20 protein-coding genes and 2 pseudogenes are annotated in these 24,927 nt (G+C 36.0%); 19 read left to right on the forward strand and 3 right to left on the reverse strand.

Annotated elements, in window-relative coordinates; genetic code table 11:
* The first annotated feature begins 129 nt into the window (after nt 1-129).
* From JCM6256_RS07225 to JCM6256_RS07250, 6 genes are all read left to right on the forward strand, one after another.
* Nucleotides 130-888: a DeoR/GlpR family DNA-binding transcription regulator gene (locus tag JCM6256_RS07225; protein ID WP_025081067.1), complete on the forward strand. Its 759-nt coding sequence runs from the start codon at nt 130-132 to the stop codon at nt 886-888.
* Nucleotides 885-1,799: a 1-phosphofructokinase gene (pfkB, locus tag JCM6256_RS07230; RefSeq protein ID WP_025081068.1), complete on the forward strand. Its 915-nt coding sequence runs from the start codon at nt 885-887 to the stop codon at nt 1,797-1,799. Before JCM6256_RS07225 ends, pfkB begins: the two co-directional genes overlap by 4 nt.
* A gap of 19 nt (nt 1,800-1,818) precedes the next feature.
* A complete protein-coding gene (locus JCM6256_RS07235; protein ID WP_025081069.1) occupies nt 1,819-3,798 on the forward strand; it encodes a PTS fructose transporter subunit IIABC in 1,980 nt (659 codons plus the stop codon).
* 311 nt (nt 3,799-4,109) lie between these two features.
* Nucleotides 4,110-4,988: a metal ABC transporter solute-binding protein, Zn/Mn family gene (locus JCM6256_RS07240; protein WP_035438458.1), complete on the forward strand. Its 879-nt coding sequence runs from the start codon at nt 4,110-4,112 to the stop codon at nt 4,986-4,988.
* 37 nt (nt 4,989-5,025) lie between these two features.
* The gene (locus tag JCM6256_RS07245; RefSeq protein ID WP_025081071.1) at nt 5,026-5,673 is read left to right on the forward strand and encodes a metal ABC transporter ATP-binding protein; all 648 of its coding nucleotides are present in this window, start codon (nt 5,026-5,028) and stop codon (nt 5,671-5,673) included.
* Nucleotides 5,673-6,470 (forward strand): metal ABC transporter permease, encoded by a 798-nt coding sequence (locus tag JCM6256_RS07250; RefSeq protein ID WP_025081072.1) that lies wholly within the window; start codon nt 5,673-5,675, stop codon nt 6,468-6,470. Before JCM6256_RS07245 ends, JCM6256_RS07250 begins: the two co-directional genes overlap by 1 nt.
* Nucleotides 6,471-6,520: 50 nt before the next feature.
* Here JCM6256_RS07250 and JCM6256_RS07255 read toward each other — a convergent pair whose 3' ends face one another.
* Both JCM6256_RS07255 and pepF read right to left on the reverse strand, forming a co-directional pair.
* Nucleotides 6,521-7,078 carry a hypothetical protein gene (locus JCM6256_RS07255; protein ID WP_025081073.1) on the reverse strand — a complete coding sequence of 186 codons (558 nt, stop codon included), beginning with the start codon at nt 7,076-7,078 and terminating at the stop codon, nt 6,521-6,523.
* Nucleotides 7,079-7,253: 175 nt separating this feature from the next.
* A pseudogene (pepF, locus tag JCM6256_RS10060) lies at nt 7,254-9,049 on the reverse strand (oligoendopeptidase F).
* A 163-nt stretch (nt 9,050-9,212) separates the two neighbouring features.
* Here pepF and JCM6256_RS10065 point away from each other — a divergent pair.
* The 7 genes and pseudogenes from JCM6256_RS10065 (at nt 9,213) to ubiE (ending at nt 18,063) form a co-directional block, all read left to right on the forward strand.
* Nucleotides 9,213-10,435: pseudogene (locus JCM6256_RS10065) on the forward strand (LCP family protein).
* A 98-nt stretch (nt 10,436-10,533) separates the two neighbouring features.
* Nucleotides 10,534-11,214, forward strand: a complete 681-nt coding sequence (locus JCM6256_RS07270; protein WP_025081074.1) for a DUF554 domain-containing protein — start codon at nt 10,534-10,536, stop codon at nt 11,212-11,214.
* Between the two features lie 234 nt (nt 11,215-11,448).
* Entirely contained in the window at nt 11,449-12,867 is a 1,419-nt protein-coding gene (locus JCM6256_RS07275; RefSeq protein WP_025081075.1) for a cytochrome ubiquinol oxidase subunit I, read from the forward strand.
* A gap of 1 nt (nt 12,868) precedes the next feature.
* Nucleotides 12,869-13,882, forward strand: coding sequence for a cytochrome d ubiquinol oxidase subunit II (gene cydB, locus JCM6256_RS07280; protein WP_025081076.1), 1,014 nt, complete (start codon nt 12,869-12,871; stop codon nt 13,880-13,882).
* Between the two features lie 4 nt (nt 13,883-13,886).
* Nucleotides 13,887-15,605 carry a thiol reductant ABC exporter subunit CydD gene (gene cydD / locus JCM6256_RS07285; protein WP_025081077.1) on the forward strand — a complete coding sequence of 573 codons (1,719 nt, stop codon included), beginning with the start codon at nt 13,887-13,889 and terminating at the stop codon, nt 15,603-15,605.
* Nucleotides 15,595-17,343 carry a thiol reductant ABC exporter subunit CydC gene (cydC, locus tag JCM6256_RS07290; protein WP_025081078.1) on the forward strand — a complete coding sequence of 583 codons (1,749 nt, stop codon included), beginning with the start codon at nt 15,595-15,597 and terminating at the stop codon, nt 17,341-17,343. The genes cydD and cydC overlap by 11 nt, the downstream gene beginning before the upstream one ends.
* A gap of 15 nt (nt 17,344-17,358) precedes the next feature.
* Nucleotides 17,359-18,063, forward strand: a complete 705-nt coding sequence (gene ubiE, locus JCM6256_RS07295) for a bifunctional demethylmenaquinone methyltransferase/2-methoxy-6-polyprenyl-1,4-benzoquinol methylase UbiE (RefSeq protein ID WP_025081079.1) — start codon at nt 17,359-17,361, stop codon at nt 18,061-18,063.
* A 3-nt stretch (nt 18,064-18,066) separates the two neighbouring features.
* On the opposite strand, the gene JCM6256_RS07300 is transcribed toward ubiE, so the two are convergent.
* Nucleotides 18,067-19,056, reverse strand: a complete 990-nt coding sequence (locus JCM6256_RS07300) for a polyprenyl synthetase family protein (protein WP_025081080.1) — start codon at nt 19,054-19,056, stop codon at nt 18,067-18,069.
* A 76-nt stretch (nt 19,057-19,132) separates the two neighbouring features.
* On the opposite strand from JCM6256_RS07300, the gene JCM6256_RS07305 reads away from it, so the two are divergent.
* The 6 genes from JCM6256_RS07305 (at nt 19,133) to JCM6256_RS07330 (ending at nt 24,653) form a co-directional block, all read left to right on the forward strand.
* Nucleotides 19,133-20,032, forward strand: coding sequence for a prenyltransferase (locus tag JCM6256_RS07305; RefSeq protein WP_025081081.1), 900 nt, complete (start codon nt 19,133-19,135; stop codon nt 20,030-20,032).
* 30 nt (nt 20,033-20,062) lie between these two features.
* Entirely contained in the window at nt 20,063-21,286 is a 1,224-nt protein-coding gene (locus JCM6256_RS07310) for an NAD(P)/FAD-dependent oxidoreductase (protein ID WP_025081082.1), read from the forward strand.
* A 110-nt stretch (nt 21,287-21,396) separates the two neighbouring features.
* Nucleotides 21,397-21,768: a hypothetical protein gene (locus tag JCM6256_RS07315; protein WP_025081083.1), complete on the forward strand. Its 372-nt coding sequence runs from the start codon at nt 21,397-21,399 to the stop codon at nt 21,766-21,768.
* Between the two features lie 60 nt (nt 21,769-21,828).
* Entirely contained in the window at nt 21,829-23,370 is a 1,542-nt protein-coding gene (locus JCM6256_RS07320; RefSeq protein WP_025081084.1) for an ABC-F family ATP-binding cassette domain-containing protein, read from the forward strand.
* A gap of 36 nt (nt 23,371-23,406) precedes the next feature.
* Nucleotides 23,407-24,180, forward strand: a complete 774-nt coding sequence (locus JCM6256_RS07325) for a threonine/serine exporter family protein (protein ID WP_025081085.1) — start codon at nt 23,407-23,409, stop codon at nt 24,178-24,180.
* 2 nt (nt 24,181-24,182) lie between these two features.
* Nucleotides 24,183-24,653 (forward strand): threonine/serine exporter family protein, encoded by a 471-nt coding sequence (locus tag JCM6256_RS07330; RefSeq protein ID WP_025081086.1) that lies wholly within the window; start codon nt 24,183-24,185, stop codon nt 24,651-24,653.
* The last annotated feature ends 274 nt before the right edge of the window (nt 24,654-24,927 follow it).

The following is a 24,927-nucleotide window of genomic DNA, read 5'->3' on the forward strand; positions in this document are numbered from 1 at the left end:
TGGTAAGTGTCTTTTTTTGAGCAAAAATGATAGTTTTTGAATTTTAATGAATAAATGTGAATATTTTTGACTAAAAGTGATTGATTTTGAATGCGAAAGCGAATACAATGGTTATTGAGGTGAAAAAGAATGCTGACGGAAGAACGCCAAAGCTTAATTGAAAACTACGTCAATCAGCACGAATTATGTCGCGTCGCTGAGTTATGTGATTTAACCGATAGCTCAGAATCAACAATTCGACGTGATTTGATTCAAATGGAAAAAGCCGGAATTCTTAAGCGAGTTCACGGTGGTGCTCAATCAGTAAAGAATTTCTCTCGCGATGTTTCGCAAAATGTTCGCTTTAGTCTTAACCACGATGTGAAGACTAAGATTGCCGAATATGCAGTTAAAAATTTGGTTCATCCAGGCGATAATATTTTTATTGATGCTGGAACGACAACTTATGAAATGGTTTCGTTTTTAGCTAATGTCCCGGATGTAAAAATTGTTACTAACGGTGTTGAAACTGCGCTTTGTAGCTTAAATCATGGTATTGAAACGATCTTGATTGGTGGCAAAGTTAAAGATGATACACATGCCGTTGTTGGACAAACTGCATTATCACAGATCAAAGCGATGAATTTTTCAGCTAGCTTTATTGGAGCCAATGGGATTGAAGAAAATGGAAATTTAACAACTCCGGATCCTGAAGAAGCAGCTGTAAAAAGTGCGGAAATTGCTCAAACCAATCACGCCTATGTTTTAACTGATAGTTCGAAAATAGGTGAACGTAATTTTGCAATTTTCGCTAATACAAAAGATGTTTGCGTAATTATCGATAAACTTACATCAAGTCAAAAAAAGGCATTACCTGCCACAATAAATCTAGAGGAGGTCAATAAATGATTTATACAGTTACTGTTAATCCAGCTTTGGATTACGTTATGCAACTTGAAAAAGTTAATGCAGGCGAAGTTAACAGAACCAATAATTATTCATTTTTAGCTGGGGGTAAAGGAATTAACGTTTCTCAAATCCTTAATCAATTAGATGTCGACAACACTGCATGGGGCTTTGTTGGTGGCTTTACTGGTAAGGAATTGATTCGTCAATTAAACCAAAAGCGTATTGCTAGTGACTTTGTTACTATTTCAGATGTAACTCGTGTGAACGTTAAAATTCATGCTCAAAAGGAAACTGAAATTAACGCAGCTGGTCCACAAATTACTGATCAAGAAATCACTGCTTTTAAGTCACGTTTAGATGATCTTAAAAAGGGTGACATTGTTGTAATGAGTGGTTCTCTTACTCCAAGTTTGGGAGCAGATTTCTATCAACAACTTCTTCCAACTATTAAGGAAGCTGGCGCAGAATTTGTTGTTGATACAACTGGTCAAGCTCTTCTTGATACTTTGGAATACAAGCCATTGGTTATTAAACCTAACCATCACGAATTAGCTGATTTATTTAATACTACTTTTGATTCAAGTGACGTAATGCTTGAATACGCACAAAAGCTTTTGAACAAGGGTGCTCAAAACGTTATGGTTTCAATGGCTGGTGATGGTGGTTACCTCTTAACTCAAGATCATGTTTACCATGCTAAGGGTGCGGTTGGTACAGCCGTTAACTCAGTAGGTGCCGGAGACTCAATGATTGCCGGATTTGTTGGTACTTACTTTAAGACTCATGATGCAGCTGAAAGCTTCAGAATGGGTATGGCTTGTGGTGGTGCTACTGCCTTTACTAAGGATATTGCTGTTAAGAGTCAGATCGATGCAGTTCTTCCACAAATTAAGGTTGAACAAATTTCCTAATAGAAAGGAATGCTAATTAATGAGAATTAAGGATATCTTAAGCACTGAGTCTATGATTATGGACCTCAAGGCTACTAATAAAGAAGATGCCATTAAAGAAATGGCTGACCTTGAAGTCAAGACTGATATCGTTAATAACGAAGACGAATTTATCAAGTCTATTTGGGCTCGTGAAAACGAATCAACAACAGGTATTGGCGGCGGAATCGCTATGCCTCACGCACGTAATGAATACATTAATAAAGCTCGTGTGCTTTTTGCTAAGAGTAAGGAAGGGATTGACTACAATTCATTAGATGGTCAACCCGTTCACTTATTCTTTATGATTACAGCTCCAGCTGGTGCTGATAATACTCACCTTCAAGCTTTGGCTAAGCTTTCAGGTTTACTTGTTAACCCAGATTTAGTTGAAAAGTTGAAGAATGCTCAAACTCCAGATGAAATTATTAAGCTCTTCGAAGATGCTGAAGCTGCTAAGGATGCACAAGACAAGGCTGATGAAGAAAAGAGAAAGGCTGCCGAAGCTAAGAAAGCTGCAGCAAGTTCTTCAGAAGAAGAAAAGCCATTAATCGTTGGTGTTACTGCATGTATTAACGGTATTGCCCACACTTACATGGCTGAACAAGCTTTGATTGATGCTGGTAAGAAGCGCGGCATTGAAGTTAGAATTGAAACTAACGGTTCAGAAGGTGTTAAGCATGAATTAACTCCAGATGAAATCAAGCGTGCTAAGGGTGTTATTATTGCATCTGATAAAAAGGTTGATATGCCACGTTTCGATGGCAAGGAATTAACTAACCACCCAGTTGTTGATGGTATTAACAAGCCAGATGAATTGATTGATATCATCATGAATGATAATGCTGATGTTTACCACGCATCTGCTGCTGATAAGGAAGAAGAATCTTCTAATAATTCTGGCGGTGGCGTATGGAGCAGCATTTACCGTAACTTGATGAGCGGTGTTAGTCACATGCTTCCATTCGTTATCGGTGGTGGTATCTTGATGGCCATTTCCTTCATCGTAGAAAACTACATGGCTGGAGGAGCAAAGAACCCTGCATTTATCTTCTTGAACTCAGCAGGTAATTTGGCATTTGCCTTCATGGTTCCAATTTTGTCAGCTTATATTGCTGAATCTATTGGTGATTTGCCAGCTCTTATGCCAGGTTTAGTTGGTGGTTACATGGCCGCAATCGTTAACGGAACTAATGGTTTGCAAGTTAACGTTCAATCTCATGCTACTTCTCCTGCTGGCTTCTTAGGTGGTATTGCTGCTGGTTTTATCGCAGGTTACTTAATGGTTGGCTTGAAGAAAGTCTTTGCAAAATTACCTAAGTCAGTTGAAGGTATGAAGCCGATGCTTCTTTACCCAATCTTGGGACTATTGCTCATTGCTTTGATTATGTTCTACATCATCAACCCAATCTTCAGTACAATTAACTTTGCAATTACCCACTTCTTGAACAGCATGGGTACTGGTAACTTAGTTGTATTAACTATGATCCTTGCCGGAATGATGGCTATCGACATGGGTGGTCCTTTCAACAAGGCTGCATACGTATTTGCTTCAGGTGCCTTTGCTAACGATCCTCATTCAGCAACTGCCGCTGTTATGATGGCTGCTGTTATGGTTGGTGGTATGGTTCCACCATTTGCAACTGCTATTGGTACTGCATTCTTCAAGAACAAGTTTACTGAAGAAGAACGTCGTGCTGGTATTTCAAACTGGATCCTTGGATTCTCATTCATTACTGAAGGTGCAATTCCATTTGCTGCATCTGACCCAGGTCACGTTATTCCTTCATGTGTGATTGGTTCAGCTGTTGGTGGTTTACTTGTTGGTTTATGGCACATTCAAGTTCCAGCTCCTCACGGTGGTCTTTGGGTATCACCTCTTGCTAACCACATTTTGCTTTACTTCGTAGCAACTATTGTTGGTTCAATCATCGCAGGTGTAATCTTAGGCCTTTGGAAGAAGCAAGTAAATAAAAAATAAAAATAGAGTACTAAGAAGAATAATTAAAACATATAATTATTAATAATATACGTTATTATTCAAATGGCTTTACATTTGGCTCGTAACACATTATTATATACTTATCTTGATAATCTCTACTTAGATCAAGATACTCTGTTATGTTTTGCGTCACCTTCGGGTGACGTTTTTTTGTACTCTTTTTTAACTTATTATAAATAAGCATTGACAATTAGTAAGAGATAGAATACTCTGATATAATTTAGAAAAAAGAAATAATTTTCTAAATTGAATTAATTTGAAAATGATACTTATCTTTGAAAGGAATATTTATGAAATTAAAAAAATTATTAACACTATTTGGAATTGCATCAGGCTTGCTCCTCGTGCTCTCTGGCTGTTCAAAAACTGAAAATAATAGTTCTGGCATAAAAATTGTGACAACTACAAATGTGTATTCAGATATTGCTCAACAAGTTGTCGGAAAATATGGTAAGGCCGAAGCAATCATTAAAAAAAGTACGGTTGATCCACATGACTTTGAACCAACAACTACAGATGCTAAAAAGGTTGCCGTAGCGAATATCGTTGTTGCTAATGGTTTAGGATACGATTCCTGGATGAATAATTTGGCTAAATCTTCAGACAAAAAACCAGTTTTGGTCGGGGAAAAATTAATGGGACTTAAAAAGGGCGATAATCCTCATATTTGGTACAATTTAAACATGCCAGTCAAATATGTTGATTATTTAGTTGCACGCCTCTCAAAGCTTGATAAAGAGCATGCTAGCTACTTTAAGAATAATGGTAAGAAATACTTAGCTAAGATTAATAAAATTAAAAAGATGGCTAAGGATATCGATGGTAAAGACAAAAAGCCAGTTTATGTGAGTGAACCTGTTTTTGATTATGCTTTAAATGAAGCGGGTTACCGCATTGGTGATAAGGACTTTGAAGAAGCTATTGAAAATGGTACGGATCCAAGTCCTAAGATGATTAATAAAATGACTAATGCAATTAAGCATAGAAAAATTGCGTTCTTTGTTAACAATACGCAATCAAGCAGTTCAACAGTTGATACTTTTGTAAAATTGGCTAAAAAACATAATATTCCTGTTGTAAATGTTAGAGAAACAATTCCTGATAATACTAGTTACTTAACTTGGATGAGAGAAAATTACCAAAAGTTGGTTGATGTTAGCAAAAAATAGCTAACTGTTATAATGAGAATAAAAAAGGGGTGGGAGTTTGATTTTAGACGTTAAAGATCTCACAATGAAGTTTGACAATAAGGCGGTCTTTCAAGATTTAAATTTTAAATTGGAAAAAGGATCGATGACAGCTTTGCTTGGCCCAAATGGGACGGGAAAAACGACTCTGATCAATATTTTAATGAAGTTGCTTGTGCCTACCAGTGGCAGCTTTAAATTTGATGAGAAGGTAAAATTGGGCTATGTACCGCAATTTAGAAATATCGATGCGGAATACCCATTATCAATTAAAGCTTTTATTAGCCTTAACGCGCCATTAATTAAAAGTAAACAAGTAAAAGATCAAATTCATCATGAATTAGAAGAAACACATTTGCTTGATATTCAAAATACGCGCATGGGCGAAGCTTCTGGTGGACAAAAACAACGTGCATATTTAGCACAGGCTCTTCTTGATAACCCTAATATGATTATTCTTGATGAAGCGACAGCTAGTTTAGACCCGGTTGCTAAAGATGAATTGATGAAATTGATTCAACACTTAAATAAAGAACATGGCATGACTGTTCTTTTTGTAACGCATGACGTGCCGTTGGCTAGAAAATATATGAAAGAGTATCTTTACTTAAATCACGGTACGGTTAAGCAAGGAAAAATGAGTGAGTTTGAGGGGGATTACGAATAATGTTTCAATTTGAATTTATGCGTTATGCCTTCTTAGCTAGTACATTTATTGCAATTACCTGTGGTGTAGTTGGCGTTTACGTAGTTGCTCGTAACTTTAGCTTTTTGGCTCATACTTTATCAGAAATAGGTTTTGCCGGTGCAGCTTTTGCTGTATTTATGGGCATTGCGCCGTTATGGGGGATGCTACTGTTTACTTTGCTGGGCTCAATCAGTGTTGGGGAGCTTTCAATGCATAGTGATCAAAAGGAAAGCTCAATCAGTGCTATATCTGCTTTGTTTGTAGGTTTGGGTGTTCTATTCCTTGCGATATCTAATTCGAATAGCCGTTATGCTACTAATATTTTGTTTGGAAGCATTATCGGTGTTGATCGCCAGGGCGTAATTCAATTAGTAATTTTATCAATTATTGTTTTATTATTAATTTTTGCAGTGCAACGGCAATTAAACTTTGATTCCTTTGATCATATTGGTGCTGTTGCGCATGGGATTAAGACTGGCGTTATTGGTGTGATTTTCTTAGTAGCATTGGCCATGGCCGTGTCAATTGGTTCACAAATTGTTGGTTCGCTTTTGGTATTTATTTTGTTGACATTGCCTTCATCAACAGCGCGCTACATTGGTAAAACTATTCCGTCAATGATTGCTTGGTCAGTAGCTATTGCCTTAATTGGCGTATGGGCAGGTCTATATTTAGGATTTATTACTAATTGGCCAGTTACCTTCTTTATTTCAGTTATTGAAGTAGTAATTTATTTAGCAGCTTATTTCAGTCATGTAATTAAGCATAAATTGTAAAAAAATAAAAACGAGATCTGATTTCAGTCAGATCTCGTTTTTTGATGAAATTAAAATTGATTGTGTAAATCTGTTTCAGTAATTTCATGATAATGATGGATAGGTCTAGAAACTCTGTAAGCATAGGCTACAATTGTTGGTTTGTAACCAATTGCAATTGCTAATGCCGTTGTAGGGCGACCATGATGAATGCGATTTACTAAACCATAGTAAGTACCGTTACCAGCACCTGCAGTCCAGCCTTTAACATTTAACCACTGAATGCCATTGCGGTTAAAAATTGTTGCATTTCCCCAATTCATTGTTTGATCAATGATGAAATGATATTTTTTATAATTTTTAGCATATTTGCTAGTTACACTTGGATCAGCTTGGTAAAGAACAGTACCGTTAACATGATTTTTGCCAATTCTTACTTTATAATGTTTGTAAGTTTTTTGACCTAACGTGCTGCTGCCAACGTAACGCCATTTTCCACGCATATTTGCTGGAGAAACAACATGGCCGATTTTACCATAGCTTGAAGCATTGGCGGGCTTAGAAGTTATAGCACTAATGCTAAGAATGGTTAAAAGAGCAATAAAAATAGTTATTAATTTCTTTCTCATGATATCTCTCTCCCTATGTTTTATACATTCATTAAATCATGGATACAGGTTAAAATAAAAGATTTTTTTAGAAAAAATAAAACTACTTCTATTCAGAAGTAGTTCGATGTGATGTGAGAAATTTTACTTTCCTTTTATGTTATATAGTTTGTGGGCGCTCAAGTCAACTAATTTTTTAAGCGTTAAGCAAACTTTCAAATTCATCAAGACGTTTTTCGAAGGTCTTGAATGCATCTTCTAAGTAATCTGGTTTAGTCATATCAACGCCTGCGCGTTTCATAATTTCAGTTGGATAGTCACTTGAACCTGACTTTAAGTAGCCAATATAAGCATCTCTTTCTTCGGGTGTACCATGAACAACTTTATTAGCAAGAGCGGTAGCTGCCGCAAATCCAGTTGCATATTGGTAAACATAGAAATTGTAATAGAAGTGAGGGATTCTTGCCCATTCCTTAGCAATATCGCCACCTGGTTCAACAGCATCTCCATAATAACGTTGATTCAAATCGCCGTAGAATTTATCCAGAGTTTCAGCAGTTAAAGGTTCACCTTGAGCATCAGCTTCATGAACAAATTGTTCAAATTCTGCGAACTGAGTTTGACGGAAAAGCGTACCCTTAAATGAATCAAGGTAATAATTTAAAACAAAAGCACGAGTCTTAGGATCGGTAATATGATCTAAGAAATATTCAGTTAAAATATTTTCATTAGTTGTTGAAGCAATTTCCGCAACAAAAATAGGGTAGTCACCGTAGACATATGGTTGATTGTTGCGAGTATACCAAGAATGAACAGAGTGACCTGTTTCATGAACTAAAGTATAAAGAGAATCAACATTGTTTTCCCAGTTTAAAAGTTCATATGGATCAGTATCGTAAGCTCCGCCTGAGTATGCACCTGTTACTTTATTTTTGCTCTCAACTACATCGATAACGCGATTATTGAAAATATAATCAACATGCTTCAAATAGTCTTCGCCTAATGGAGCTAAAGCTTTTTTAGCTTCTTCTTTAGCTTGATCAAAATTGTAAGTAAGAGATGGCTTACCAGTTAGTGGTACGTACATATCCCACATTTGAAGATCCTTTAAGCCTAAAATCTTTTTACGAAGTGCAACATAGCGGTGGAGTAAGTCAAGGTGACTGTTAACTTCTTTAATTAAAGTATCGTATACAACGCTTGGAACGCCGTTATCAGCCAAGGATGCATCACGGCAGAGTCATATTTGTGAACGCGAGCGTTGTAATTATGAGCTTTGACTACACCTGATAAAGTTGATGCAAGTGAATTTTTAAATTGGCCGTATGTAGCGTACATTACGTCAAAGGCATTCTTACGTACTTGACGATTTTGTGATTGGATCAAAATTGAATAAAGACCGTCAGATAGTTGTTCCATTTGGCCATCTTCATCTTGAACGTATCCATATTCCATGTCGGAATTAGTTAAAACATTAAATGTGCTTTCTGAAGAACTCATCGCATCCCCAGCATCGGCAACTAATTTTTCTTCTTCTGCAGGAAGGGTATGGGGACGTTTGCGAGTAATTTGTTCAATGAGGTGCTTATATTCGCTTAAACGAGGTTCTTCTGCTTGGAATTTTGTAAGCTTATCTTCAGGGATACTCAAGATTTGTGGATTAAGAAAAGCAGTGGTGGCTTCAAATTGACTTGCCAAACTTTGGACACGCGCAACATAGCCCAAATAATGTGAATCAGAAGTATCTACATCGCTAGACATTGTTGCATAAACATATACATTTTCAAGACGGCGCTTAACGGCCAAAATTTCAGTTAAACTTTCATATAAATCTTTACCGGATTTAACTAATTTTTCCTTTAAACTAGCTAAATCATCAATATCATTTTTTACATTTTCATAAGCATTTTCCCAATCTTGATCATTTTTAAAGATTCGGGTTAAATCCCAGGTTAATTCTTCTGGGACTTCATTTCTTTTTGGAATCGCCATATATTTTCTCCTTCAAATTAATATGCTTTAATAATAGAGGGAAAATTCAAAAAAAACAAAAAAATAAGTTATTTTTAAATTTCTGTAACATCATTTCATGACTAACAAAAAAGTGTTACAAATATCATGATACATTTTTTCGAAGGGAAACGAGATATAAAGCATGGATCCAAACTCCAACCATAGAGAAGATTTTCGCAGAAAACGACGATCTTCATTAAATTTGCACCGTAATCGTGTGTTTGCGGCTTCTGAAACCAACTTTAAGCCCGGAAACACAGCTGCAAGATTATTTGGTGTAATTGCTATTTTAGCAGTCAGCTTTGGACTAGCTTGGGCAGCACATATGTATTTTGCTGTTCATAATGCAATTAATAGTGCGGGAGGAAATAATAATTCAGCTACTTCCGCTAAAATTTTAGCAAGACAACCTATTTCAGTATTAGTATTAGGGGTTGATCAAGGTATTGAAGGTCGACACGAGCAAGGAAATTCAGATACGTTAATTCTGGCTACCCTTAATCCAAGTAAAAATAAAGCGACTATGACGTCTATTCCTCGTGATACTTTAGTTGATGTTAAGGGTGATCCGGGCAATAAATATTTCATGTTCCGTGTCAACTCGGCCTATGAAGTAGGCGGAAGCAAAGCATCGATGAAAACCGTCTCTAGCTTATTGAATGTACCAATTAACTACTATCTTGAAGTTAATATGAAGGCTCTTAAGAGTTTAGTTAATGCTGTCGGCGGTGTTGATGTAAATGTGCCGTTTGATTTTTCATATGATTGGTGCTCTTTCCATAAAGGCAAGCAGCATTTGAACGGTCGACACGCGGTTGCATACGTACGAATGAGAAAAGAAGACCCACGTGGTGACTACGGCCGGCAAATGCGTCAACGTCAAGTTATTGAGGCTGTAGCTCATAAAGCAATGTCAGTAAATACGATTTCAAATTATCGTAAATTAGCCGAGATTTTTAATAAATACGTAAAGACTAATTTGTCATTTAACGATATGATTGCTTTGGCATTAAACTATCGTGGCTGTATGAAGAAGATGGATAGTGGCTATATTCAAGGCATGATGCATGGATTAATGGCTCGTCAATTCAAGTTGCTTCAAACGAGGAATTACAAAAGGTATCTAACAAGATTCGCAAGAATTTAGGTTTAGATACTGAAACTTTGGATAATGAGGAAACTCGACAAAATGATCTTAATAATGAAAGAAATCATTTGAAATGGGATGATCCTAATCCATTTACTAATTATCAAGTTTTTGATAGTAATTCAGATACTCCTGAAAGTAGCGATAATTCTTCTGGCTCGCAATCATCACAATCGTCTTCAAGCAAAAGTGATGATTGGCTCGATATTTTTAAATAGAAACATAGAAACTCTGAAAAGATCAAACGAATAAGTTTGATCTTTTTTATTTTGTTAAAATGAATGTGAATTACAAAAGTAAGGGAGTTATGAAAATGATGATCGGAACAATCGTTAATACAATTGCCTTATTAGTAGGTACAAGCATTGGCTGCTTATTAAAAAAAGGTATTAAGAAAAAATACGAGAACGTACTTTATAGTGCGATGGGATTATCTGCTTTAGGAATCGGAATGGAAAATATTGTTAATAATATGCCTAAAAGCAAATATCCAGTGATGTTTATTGTAAGTTTGGCATTGGGAGCTGTTATTGGAACCTGGCTTGATATTGATAGTCATTTTAATCGTCTAATTGATAAAATGGGACAGTCCGAAGTAGGCAAAGGTTTAGCAACAGAAATTTTGCTTTGCTGTATTGGCGCTCTTTCTATAGTCGGTCCGGTTATGTCAGCTGTAAAAGGCGATAATACCATGCTTTTTACTAATGCAACTTTGGATTTTGTGACTTCGATGGTCTTTGGCGCAAGTTTTGGTTGGGGGATGCTTTTAGTAGCGCCAATTTTGTTTTGCTGGCAAGGGATGATCTTTGTGGTTGCTAAATTTCTTTCAGCCAGTTTCTTTAGTGGTCCGCTTATCACGGAAATTTCAATTGTGGGTGGATTTTTGATTGCATGTACAGGGTTAGCTTTGTTAAAAATCAAGGATGTTAAAGCCTTAAACTTTTTGCCAGCTTTATTAGTTCCGATAATCTTTTTCATTTACAAAGGGTTAATTTAATAACTGTATCAAAAAAATATTTTTCATTATAAATTATTTTGAATATTTAGGTTCATTAATCAGGTTTGTAGAGAATGCTATAATCAAAAGAGAAAAGTGAAGTAAATAATATAACAGTATTGAAAGCGCATAACCTATCTTGTTGCAAGGTTAGAGCGCTAGTTGTACACTAAAGGTGCATTAAATAATATCTGTTATTTATATAAGGAACATTTAGTTCTGCGGAGGCGTAATATGAATATTGTTAGTTTAGCAAGATTTCAATTTGCGATGACAACAGTCTTTCACTTCTTCTTTGTACCATTTTCAATTGGTACGGTCTTTGTTGTTGCAATTATGGAATCAATGTATGTTCATACTGGCAATCCTAACTATAAAAAAATGGCAAAGTTTTGGGGCAATGTGTTCCTGTTGAGCTTTGCAGTGGGAGTAGTTACTGGTATTATCCAAGAATTTCAATTTGGAATGAATTGGTCTGACTATTCTAGATTTATGGGTGATATTTTTGGTGCTCCATTAGCCTTTGAAGCCCTTTTATCATTTTTTATTGAATCTACGTTTATTGGTTTATGGGCATTTACATGGAATAGAGTTGGTAAAGGCCTACATCTATTTTTTATTTGGATGGTTGTTTTTGGAACTATGACGTCAGCTCTTTGGATTTTGACTGCTAACTCATTTATGCAGCATCCAGTTGGCTATGCTATTCGTCATGGTCGTGCTGAAATGGCTGATTTTGGAGCCCTTCTTCGTAATCCACAATTATGGTATGAATATGGACATGTTATTGTTGGTGCCTTGCTTACAGGTGCAACAATCATCACAGGGTTAGCGGCTTTTCAACTTTTGAAAAAACGTTCGTTGTCTGATGTTAATAAAGATATTTATCATAAAACAATGCGTTTGGGCATGAGTTTAATGCTTATCTTTTCATTGGGAGAAATTGCAGTCGGTGATGCGCAAATGCAATACACTCTTCATGATCAACCAATGAAATTTGCGGCAACGGAAGCTGTTTACAAGACAACAGGTGAAAGAGCTCCTTGGACTGTAGTTGCTATTGCAAATCCTAAAACTCATGAAGTTAAGGGGATTGATATTCCAGATATGTTGAGTATTCTTTCTTACCATAAAACCACAGGCTCTGTAAAAGGTATGGAAGAAGTAAACGCTGAACTTGAAAAGAAGTATGGCACTCATATTGCTGGACATAAAATGAATTACTATGTTCCAGTTAATACTTTGTTCTGGACTTTCAGAGTAATGTGCGGATTTGCTGCATTATTATTCCTAGTATCATTAATTGGCTTAATTATGACTCGCAATGGTAAGGAAACTCTTTATAAGCATCGTTGGATGCTTTGGGTAATGGGAATTTTAACATTCTCTCCATTCCTTGCAAACACTTCAGGTTGGCTTATTACCGAACTTGGTCGTGCACCATGGACTGTTTATGGTTTATTCACTATTCAACAAAGTGTTTCACCAAACGTTTCAGTTGCATCGCTTTTAACATCAAATATTATTTACTTCTGCTTGTTTACAATCTTAGCAATTATTTTAATTGGCATGATTGTGCGCGTTTTACGCAAGGATCCGGATCAAATGACTGATGATGTTGCAACAGATCCATTTGCAAAGGGGGCCTTTTAAAATGGAATATTTACAAATCATTTGGTTTATTTTATTAGCCGTTTTATTCTCAGGCTTCTTCTTTCTTGATGGCTTTGACTTTGGGGTCGGTATGGCCGTTAAGACATTAGGTCATAATGAAAAAGAAAGAACGCAGATTATTAACTCAATTGGCCCTGTATGGGATGGAAACGAGGTTTGGCTAATTACCGCTGGTGGTGCAATGTTTGCCTCATTTCCAAATTGGTATGCAACATTATTTTCAGGCTATTATTTAATTTTGCTTTTGATTTTAGTTGGTCTTATTATTCGTGGTGTTTCATTCGAATTTCGTGCCAATTGCCCCGATTATCGCAAACCACTTTGGGATAACGTTTTGGCTTTAGGTAGCTTTATGGCACCATTTTTCTTGGGAATCATGTTTATTTCAATGATTAAAGGAATGCCTATTGATGCTGCGGGCAATATGTCAGCTCATTTCTTTGATTACTTTAATTGGTTCTCAATTGTTGGTGGAATTGCATTAACTTTGCTTACATATTTGCATGGTTTGAACTACCTTTCTTTAAAGCCGACAGGAGTTGTTTCGGAACGTGCACAAAATTATGCTCAAGGTCTTTATTGGGTACTTTATGCTGGTGAAGTGATTTTTGCTCTTCTTTTAATTTTCCAAACTGACTTCTTAAGAGTTCATCCAATTCTAACTTTGCTTTGCTTAGTTTTAATTGTTGGCTTTTCTGTAGCAGCCCATGTTTTTACATTTAGAAATCGCCAAGGTTGGGCATTTGCATTTAGCGGTTTAACTTTAGTTTCGCTTGTTGCTTTGATTTTCTGTGGTTTATTCCCACGTGTAATGATTTCATCAATCAGCAGCAAGTTTGACTTAATGATTAAGACCGCATCATCATCACATTACACATTGATTGTGATGACCATCGCTACAGTTATTTTGGTACCATGCATCTTAGCTTACACAATTTGGGCTTACTGGATTTTCCGTAAGCGTATTGAAATGCCTGCAGTAGGAGAAAATTAATATTATGATTGATCGACATCTATTTCAAATTGCGGGTGCTGGTTCAATTGCAAAAAGACTTGCAGTGCTTGAAGTTCTGCAAGCCTTTTTGATTATTGGGCAAGCTTATTCTCTTAGCGATGTTTTAACTAAACTATGGCAAGGCCATAGCGTTGATTGGTTGATGATGCTGATTTTTGCACTTTGTTTTAGCGGAAGACAATTAATTGATTTAATTGTCGGTCGTGGACTAGATAAATATGCAGCAAACGTAACTGAGGACTTACGAAATAAACTTTTGGCTAAAGTCTTTGACGAAGGACAAGCTTTGGTTCAGCGTCAAGGTACAGGAAGTTTAATTACGATGGCTTTAGACGGTATCGAAGAAGTTCGGCAATATATTAAGCTAGTTTTCAGTAAAGTGTTAACTATGATGATCGTGCCGCTTTTTGTATTTGCCGCAATGCTTTATTTAAATTGGCAATGTGCAGTGATTTTGCTTGTTATGTATCCATTAATTGTTCTTTTTATGATTATTTTGGGACATGCCGCACAAGATCGCGCTATCAAGCAATTTGGTAATTTTCAAAAATTATCGAATAACTTTATTGATTCTTTACGTGGAATTGACACTTTAAAATACTTAGGTTTAAGCAAGCGTTACTCAAATAGTATTTTTAATTTAAGTGAAAATTTTAGAAAAAAGACGATGGCTGTGCTAAAAGTAGCAATGTTATCAACTTTTGCGTTAGACTTCTTTACTACGCTTTCTATTGCAATCGTTGCCGTTTATCTTGGCTTAGGCTTATTAAATGGCAATGTAAAACTATTTCCAGCTTTGGGAATTTTGATTTTAGCACCGGAATTTTTCTTGCCAATTAGAAATTTCGCCAATGATTTTCACGCTACTTTAAATGGGAAAAACGCTTTTCATCGGATTAATGAATTGATTAAAGCCCCTAAAGAAAAAAGTGAAGATCTTGCATTAAACAATTGGAGTAGCAATGATGAACTTGAACTTAATAATCTAAAGTTTAAATATCCAAAGGGAACTGAAATTGGTCCCTTAAAAGTGAACTTAAAGGGTTATCAAAAAGTTGGCATTATCGGTATGAGTGGATCAGGCAAGAGTACTTTGATTAATCTGCTCAGCGGTTTTTTAACACCAACTGATGGAAAAATAAGAGTTCAAAATAAAAATGTCTCAACGTTAAATATTCCAGATTGGCATAAGCAATTAATTTACATCCCTCAGAATCCCTATATTTTTACGGCTAGTTTGCGTGACAACATAAGTTTTTATACACCAAATGCTAGTGATGAAGAAATCAAAAATGCGATTCATGTAATGGGATTGGATGATCTATTGAATGATTTGCCAAATGGTCTTGATACGATTATTGGCCAAGGCAAGCGTGCTTTGTCAGGTGGTCAGGCACAGAGAATTGCTTTAGCACGAGCATTTCTTGATCGTCAACGTCACGTTATGATTTTTGATGAACCAACTGCTCACCTTGATATTGAAACAGAAATTGATTTAAAAAATCGTATGATCCCATTGATGGAAAATCGGTTGGTATTGTTTGCGACACACCGTCTTCATTGGCTTAAACAAATGGATTATATTTTAGTCATGAACCATGGCAAGCTTGTTGAACAAGGCAATTTTGAAGAATTGAAAAACAAAAATGGCTACTTTATGGAATTAATGCAAGAAATGCGAGGTGAAAAGGATGCTGAATAAAATTCCAATTATTAAATCATTGAGGCATGATCGTTGGGTTCGTCCTTTTCTCAAGCATTATAAAAAGACGTTAATTTTAGCAATAATCTTGGGCATTTTAACCTTTGTATGTGGGGCAGGATTAATGTTCTGCGCGGGCTACTTAATAAGTAAGGCTGCTACTAAGCCAGAAAATATTTTACTTATTTATGTGCCCATTGTTTTAACCCGTGCTTTTGGGATTGGCCGACCAGCCATTCAATATTTACAAAGGTTAGTAAGCCATAATTGGGTTTTAAAAATGACTTCCAAGTTACGGCAACGTTTGTATGATTCACTTGAACGTGATGCTGTATTTTTTAATAGCAAATATCAACTTGGTGATATTTTAGGGCTTTTGTCTGATGATATTAGTCATATTCAAAACTTGTATTTGCGTTCAATGTTTCCCATGTTTGTTGCTTGGGGACTTTACGCTATTATCGTTGTTGGCTTAGGAATTTTATCACCATTAATGGGATTATGGATGTTGATTTTGTTTGGATTGATGATTTTTGCGATTCCAATTTGGTCAGTTCTTGTTAATGGAGCTCGACAAACATATAAAAAACACTTGCAAGATCAACTGTATACTGACTTAACTGACGATGTGATGGGCGTTAGCGATTGGGTTCTTTCTGGTCGTGGAAAAAAATATTTAGATTTACATGTGGATAATGCCAAAAAATTAACTGAAACTAATCACAAGATGAAAAAATTTGAACGCTTACGTGATTTCTTGCTCCAAATCCTCTTCTTGCTTATCATTTTGAGTTTAGTTATCTGGGGTTATGGAAAATTTGGTGGTCATCCAAGTCAATTAACTAACTGGATTGCGGCTTTTGTTTTGGCTGCTTTCCCATTAATTGAAGCTTTTGCGGGACTTCCGGCAGCGACTGAAGAAACTAATGTTTATCAAAAATCTTTAGTTCGCTTAAATAATTTGCCAAAACCTGTAACTGCTAAAGCAAAAGAAATTAGTATTGAAGCTCCATATGAGTTGCAATTAAAAAATGTTCACTATACTTATCCACATACGCGAAAAGAAATTTTACATGGTATTAACTTAACAATTAAGCCTGGAGAAAAATTAGCAATTTTAGGTCGAAGCGGATCAGGAAAGAGCACGATGGCTTCTCTTCTTAGAGGTGATCGTATTCCAACTGAAGGTACTGTTACGTTAAATAATATTAATACAAGCAAGTTTGGTGATCAGATTACTAATTATTTCAGTGTTATTAACCAAAGTCCATATTTGTTTAATACAACGATTGCGAATAATTTGCGCTTAGGTAATGAGGATGCTACAGATGAACAACTTTGGGATGTTTTGCACAGAGTAGGTTTGGCTGAAATGGTAGAAAGTTTGCCGGACAAAATAAATACCAAGGTCGAAGAAGCAGGCCTTCGTTTTTCTGGAGGAGAAAGACATCGGTTGGCCTTGGCTAGAGTCTTATTGAAAGATACGCCAATAGTTTTGCTTGATGAACCAACTGTTGGACTTGATCCAATTACTGAGCAAGCTGTTATTAACACAATTCTGACACAACTTAAAAACAAAACCTTAATATGGATTACTCATCATTTGCAAGGAATTGAGAAGATGGACCAAATTATTTTCTTAGAGGATGGTAAATTAGCCATGCAAGGAAGTCCAGATCAATTGTGGAAAACTCAAGAACGATTCCGTGAACTGAAAAAAGCGGACCAAGGTTTGTAACAAGGAACTGATGAGATGACATTAACGAATAAAACATCGGAGCAAGATGTTCATGACCTTTTTACAAGAGTCGCTTCCAAGTATGATGTAATGAATAATTTTATAAGTTTGGGCCTCCAAAATAAGTGGCGGAAGAATTTTATCCAAAAACTGAATTTGAATCCCACTGATAAATGTTTGGATTTATGTTGTGGAACAGGCGAATCCACTATTGCTTTGGCTAAAAAGGCAAAATATGTTATAGGATTAGATTTTAATCAAGAAATGATGGATTATGCTGAGCCGAAAATAAAGAAATATCATCTTGAAAATAAAATGAATTTGGTAAAAGGGGATGCAATGAATCTTCCCTTTGAAGATAGTAGTTTTGACTGTGTAACTATTTGTTTTGGATTGCGCAATGTCCCGGATGCGGGAAAAACGATAGCAGAAGCTTATCGAGTTTTAAAGAAAAATGAAAAATTTGCAATTTTAGAAATGTCGCAACCGACCAATCCAATTGTTAAATTCGGCTGGAAAATATATTTTAAAATATTTCCATATTTTGCAAAACTAACTAAGAATAAAGTATCTGATTATCAATATCTATCTAAAACAAGCAAAGCCTTTTTGTCCGCAAAACAAGTAAAAGCTTTGCTTGAACAAAAAGGCTTTAAAAAGGTATCCGTTACAAAATTAACTTGGGGTGCAGGTGCTATCCATATTTGTTTTAAAGAATAATTATTACATGCTTCTGTTTAAAAGCTGTTTAGTAAGTTTTTCAAGCATGTTCTTTTCAGGACTTGCAGGCAGTTGGGCTAGGTTATCCAATGCATCATGGGTATATGTTTTAGCTATGTTTCGGCTCAGATTGATAATTGAACTATTTAAGATTATTTTTTGGATTTTTTGAATATCGTCTATAGTTATTTGATATTTTTTATTCAGAATAGGTATAAGTTCTGTAGATAAATTACCGTCTTGTAAGGCGAGCAACAGTGGCAAGGAATAAACGCCAGTTGCTAAATCTTCAAGAATGGGCTTGTTTAACTTTTTACTGCCAGTATAGTCTAAAATATCATCGATCATCTGAAAGGCAATACCGAGATTTTCTCCAAAATCAGCCATTATTTTTATGGTTTTATCATCACCTTCGGCAAAGTATGCTCCTTCTTCAGCGGCTAAGCGAAAAAGGGCGGCAGTTTTCCCCCGCACGTTTGCTAAATAATTATCAAATGTTTGATTAATATTAAAGCGTTCAGCCATTTGACCTAATTCACCATCAAGGATTTTTCGCATGGCATGTGCATTTTTAACCATATATTGATGGCTAGAAACTGTATCAAGGATAAGATCAAAGAAATTGGTAAATAATAAGTCGCCGGCATAGACAGCAATATCTTTGCCAAAGCGAGCTTGAATACTGATTTTACCGCGACGCTCGTTAGAATCATCAATGATATCGTCATGAATTAAGCTAGCCATATGCAAGATTTCAATTGAACTTGCAAGTTTAATAATTCGTGGAGAAACTTCTTTCTTTTGACTGGCGATTTTGGCAGAAAGAATAAGCAGGCTTGGACGTAAATATTTTCCGCCATTGTTTGCCATTTCTAAAAGGGCAGCTTGCAAGTCGGAATATGGAGTTTGAATAGTCTCTTCAATGCATTGATTAACTTTTTCAAGCGGTTCCTTAATTAATGGGAATTTTTGCCAGGTTTTTTCAATATTCATAAGTATAAGTCCTTATAATAGATATTAAAAAGTAAGAATGAATTAAAAATCCTATTCGTTGAAAGGATGTGGGTAAATGTCGTTAAATGTATTTTTAGAATTAATCGAAATTAAAGCTAAAACGGCAAGTGTAATTCCCTTCTTACTAGGGATATGTTTTAGTACATATTACTACCATCAAGTAAATTGGAGCTTAGCTATTGTATTTTTTATAGCGATGTTTCTTTTTAATATGGTAGTTGATATGTTTGACAACTACTGTGATTATTATCACGCAGATAGCAAAACTTACCAAGAGAATACCAACATTATTGGGCGAGAAAATATTTCACCTAAATTAGTACTTACTTTAATTATTGCTTTTAGTATAATTTCAGCTTTGCTTGGAATTTGGCTAGTTATAAAAGCTGGATTGCCAGTTTTATGGATGGGCATCTTTTGTTTTGCTGTCGGATATTTGTATTCGTTTGGCCCACATCCTATTTCCAGTTTGCCACTTGGTGAATTATTTTCTGGTTTTACGATGGGGTTTATGATTGTTCTTTTGAGCGTGTATATAAATACTTATCAAATATTTAACTGGAATTGGCCAACAATAGGACGCATTTTCTTAGTTGCTTTGGCAGATGAATTATGGATTTCCAACTTAATGTTAGCCAACAATCTCTGTGATGCGCAAGAAGACGAAGATAATCATCGGACTACCATTATCCACTTTATTGGAAAAAAGGGTGGGCTAATCGCATTTAGCGTAAAAAATATTTCGGCTTTTTTGATTATTTTGCTTTTGCCATTTTTAGGCTTAGCGCCAAAAACCGTTTGGTTAACAGTCATTATTGTACCGTTCGTTTATAAGCAGAACAAGATTTTGCTTGCTAAGCAAGTAAAATCAGAAACTTTCATAACAGGCGTAAAAACATTGTTTGTTGGCTCTTTAACGTATTTAGTTACATATTTTGTGGGAATTTTATTTTAAAAACATAATTAGAAAGATAGGAGAATTATCATGAAAAAAATTGTTGTTTTAGGCGGTGGTTATGCAGGTTTAAAGACTGTTGTTGCTTTGCAAAAGAAGTTAAAACGACAAGTTGAGATTATTTTAATAGATCGTAATTCCTATCACTATGAAACAACTCGTTTGCCAGAGATTGCGACGGGTGCGCGTTCATATACAAAAATTTCTTATCAATTAGATGATGTGCTTGATCCATCAATGACTAAGTTAGTAATTGATGAAGTTACGCTAATTGATTATAAAAATAAAAAAGTTCAACTTAAAAATCATGACGATATTTCATACGATTATTTAGTTTTGGGGCTTGGCTTTGTCTTAGGAACTTTCGGTATTGAAGGTGCTAAGGAAAATGGTTTGCCAATGTATAACGTTAAAACGGCTTTGGCTATTCGTGATCATGTTTATGCTCAGATGAAGAAATATCGTGAAACTAAAGATCCTAAGGCTTTACAAATTGTTGTTTGTGGTGCTGGCTTCCAGGCAATTGAGCTTGCTACAGCCTTGGCCGAAAATCGTCCTCGTTTTGCTAAAATGGCCGGCAATATTGATCCAAAAGAAATCAAAATTTCTATGATCGATGGGTCACCTCGTCTTCTTCCAATGTTTGATGATAAGCAAATGAAGTACGCTTTAAGCTTAATTGATAAAGCTGATGTTAAAATTATTCGTCCAGCTCGTGTACAAAAAGTCGCAAGTGATGCAGTTTACTATAAGATGAATGATGATGACGAAAATGCTGATTCTCGTAAGATTGCCACTAACACTGCTATTTGGATGATGGGCTTTAGTGGTAGTCCGCTAATTGAGGCTTCAGGATTTAATAATCGCCGTGGTAAGATCATGGTTAACGATAATTTGACTGTGCCGGATCATGACGAAATTTATGCATTGGGTGATGTCTCTGCTGTTATGGTCCCTGGTAAGAAATGGCCATGGCCTAATACTGCTCAGTTAGCTCTCTCAATGGCTAACTATGCTGCAAAGGATTTGACGGCACGTATTAATGGAAATAGTCGACCAACTAAATATGTTTATCATGATTTAGGCGTAGTTGTTGCTATTGGTGATACTCATGCTGCCGCATACGCAATGGGGCACAATTATCGTGGCTATTTAGCTTCGGCATTGAAGAAAGTTATTGCTGATAAGTCTTTAATGGAAACTGGTGGTATAAAAGAAACCTTAGCGGTTGGTCGTTTTGACTTGTATCACTAAAATTAATTAATCAATACAAAAAGCGATGAATTCTCTCGTAATAATTGGGATTCATTGCTTTTTTCTGTTTTAATATAGGGTAAGGTTTAAACAAAATTGGAGGTCTAATTATGGCAAAGAAATCACTGTTTCCAGTTATTTATGGTTTTATTTCTGCTTTAATTTCATTCATTGCCGTATTCTTTATATGTATACGAACTTTCCGAATGAATTTACAAGTAGCAATTATTATCGCAGGAATTTTTGCAATTTTCTTTTTCGGACTTTCTTACTTTAGAGGTCATGCCAGCGTTGAAATTAAACGAATTGTTTATAAATATAAATTAACTGATCAAGATTTGGCTAAAATTACTGGTTTAAAGGCGAGTGATTTTCCGATCTATCATGATAAATTGCAGTTGATTTTGCCTAAGCGTTATTGGCCTAGAATTTTAGATTCTTTACAAAAATATGAAAAGCAACGTGAAGAGATGAAACTTTAATCCAAGACGGTATAATAAGTTTCGTGTTGAATTTAAATAAGTAAAAAGGATGTGAAGAGTTTGAGTTTACTTACAGTAAAAGACTTAAGTCAAAGTTTTATTGATAAGACTTTGTATGAGGACGCTAACTTCGTTCTCAATAAAGAAGACCATATGGGAGTTACTGGCCAAAATGGGGTTGGTAAATCAACTTTAATCAAGATTTTAACAGGAGATATTATTCCTGATGAAGGCCAAGTTAAATGGCAAAACAAAATTGATGTGGGTTACTTGGATCAGTACGCAAAATTAGCTCCAGGTGTTACTATCAAAGGCTTTTTGAAGACCGCTTATGATCATTTGTTCCAAAAAGAAAAGGAATTAAATGATCTTTATGTTAAATATGCTGAAAATGGCGATGATGCTTTATTGGAAAAAGCCGGCAAGATTCAAACATACTTAGAAGAAAACAATTTCTACGATATTGATACTGAAATTGAACGTGTCGCATCAGGTTTGGGTTTGGCTGAACTTGGCTATGATCATGATGTTTCCAAGCTTTCTGGTGGTCAGCGTTCCAAGATTATTTTGGCAAAATTACTTTTGCAAAGTCCAGATGTGTTGGTACTTGACGAACCAACCAACTATTTGGATGTTTCCCACATTGATTGGCTTGTGGATTATTTAAACAATTTTGAAGGTGCATTCATCGTTGTTAGTCACGACTATGACTTTTTAGGTCGCATTACCAACTGCATTATTGATATCGATTTTGGCACGATTACGCGTTATACAGGAACTTTGAAGCAGGCTTTGCGTCAAAAGGCCGCTAACCGTGAAACTTACTTGAAAGCATATGCTAACCAACAACGCAAAATTGCTAAGACGGAAGCCTATATCCGTAAGAACAAGGCAGGTACTCGAGCTAAGAGTGCAAAATCACGTGAAAAGCAATTGGCTAGAATGGATATTTTGAATCCACCAAAGAACAACCGCAAGGCCAAGTTTGAATTCCCATATGTTGCTACAGCTTCTAATTTGCTTCTTCAAACACAGGATTTGGTTATTGGTTACGACCACGCTTTGGTTAAATCAGCTTTTAACTTTTCTGTTGGTGGAAATGAAAAGGTAGCTATTACTGGTTTTAACGGAATTGGTAAAACTACTTTGCTTAAAACCTTGCTTGGTAAGCTTAAGCCAATTTATGGTTCGTATGAATTATCAGTTACGGCTAAACTTGCTTACTTTAAGCAGGATTTGACTTGGCCAAATAATAATATGACGCCGCTTCAATATTTGCAGGAAGAATTTGAACGTAAAAAGCCCAAAGAATTACGTCAGGCTTTAGCCAGAATGGGTCTAACTGCTCAGCAAGCAATGAGCCCACTTAAAGAATTATCCGGTGGGGAACAAGAAAAGGTTAAGTTGGCTAAAATGCAGTTTGAACCAGCAAACTTGCTTTTCCTTGATGAACCAACTAACCACTTGGATAATGACACTAAAGATGCTTTGAGAAAAGCAATTGTTAACTTCCCAGGTGGTGTAATTATTGTTTCTCACGAAAGAGATTTCTTCCGCGGTGATTGGGTTGATAAGACTATCGACTTGGAAAAATTAAATTAGTTTACTCACATGAAAAGAATTTTGTAGGTAAAAATTATGTCCGATAAAGAAAGTGCAAAATTTTACCAAGAAATATTAGACATTTGTTTAACGGCAGGACGTCTGATGATTGAAGGCGGAAGCGAGATGTATCGTGTTGAAGATACGATGCTTAGAATCGCGCGTAACGCTGGCATTAAGGATCCGCGCGTGTTTGCCACGCCAACTTGCGTATTCATGAGTTTGGATGGTGGCGATTTATCGCAGATGAAACAAATTCGTGATCGTAATATTAATTTGGAATTGGTAGATCGCGTTAATGAATTGTCACGTGAATTTGCGGCCAAAGAAATTACGATGACGGAATTGCGAAAAAAGATTTTGGATACGGCAAATGCGACGCCAACTTTTCCGTTATGGCTTCAAGTTGTAGGTGCTGCGGCACTTAGTGCAACTTTGATGGTTTTGTTTATTGATAATTATGACTGGGTAGATTTCCCGGCGGCTGCGATTGTTGGTGCTCTTGGCTATTTAGCTTATGTAGCTTTTAAAAGATTTACTAAAGTGCGGTTTTTGTCTGAATTAATTGCTGCAATGGTGATGGCACTTATTACGATCGGCATAACGCATTTATTTCCACAGATGATAACAGACAATATTTTGGTTGGAGCTTTAATGACCTTGGTTCCAGGCTTAGCTTTAACTAATGCTTTACGTGACTTGTTCATGGGCGATTTGTTATCGGGAATCGTGCGTTTGTTTGAAGCTACCTTAACGGCCTTGGCCCTAGGCGGCGGTGTAGCAATTATTATTAAGTTTTTAGGAGCATAACGATGCCTGTTTGGTTAGAGATTCTTATTAATGTTGTCTTTTCATATATTGCATCTGTGGGTTTTGCCCTAACTATCAACGTTCCGCACCGTGCACTTAATCTTTCCGGAATTAGTGGCGTTGTTGGTTGGATGGTTTATTGGTTTGCGGCACGCGCCAATATGGGAAGAATGTTATCCAACTTAATGGGGGCTTTTGTGATTGGCATTTTGGGCTTGATTTTTGCTCGTATCAAAAAGTGCCCAGTAACAGTCTTCAATATTCCCGCTTTAGTTCCTCTAGTTCCTGGTGTTCCTGCTTATCAGGCTGTGCGTAATTTGGTTAATGGTGAAACCTTTGAAGCAGAAACCGCAATTTTGCGCGTTGCGATCGTTACGTGTGCGATTGCCTTGGGCATACTGTTGTCGACAATGATAACGGAAATGTTTTACCGAACAAAAAGATTTTACAAAAATAAGAAAAATAAGATATAATACTCACGACGAGTCGATAAAACAACGCGAGATGCGTATATTTTGAGATAGAGGACATCCGATTTAACTATCAAAATACGGGAAGTATTGATGTTGGGCAACTTCTGATGTGAACGGAAAGTCCCACACATAGCTTCGGCTATGGGCCTTGAGTTAAGAGCGAACCTTTTCCATGAGGTTCGCTCTTTTTTTGATCATGTTGATTGATTTTTTATATAGATAACATTATATTTATATAAAATACTATTGAATTAGTATGAAAGGATGATAATAG

Origin of the sequence: Lactobacillus hamsteri DSM 5661 = JCM 6256 (assembly GCF_000615445.1) — a bacterium.
Classification (GTDB): domain Bacteria; phylum Bacillota; class Bacilli; order Lactobacillales; family Lactobacillaceae; genus Lactobacillus; species Lactobacillus hamsteri.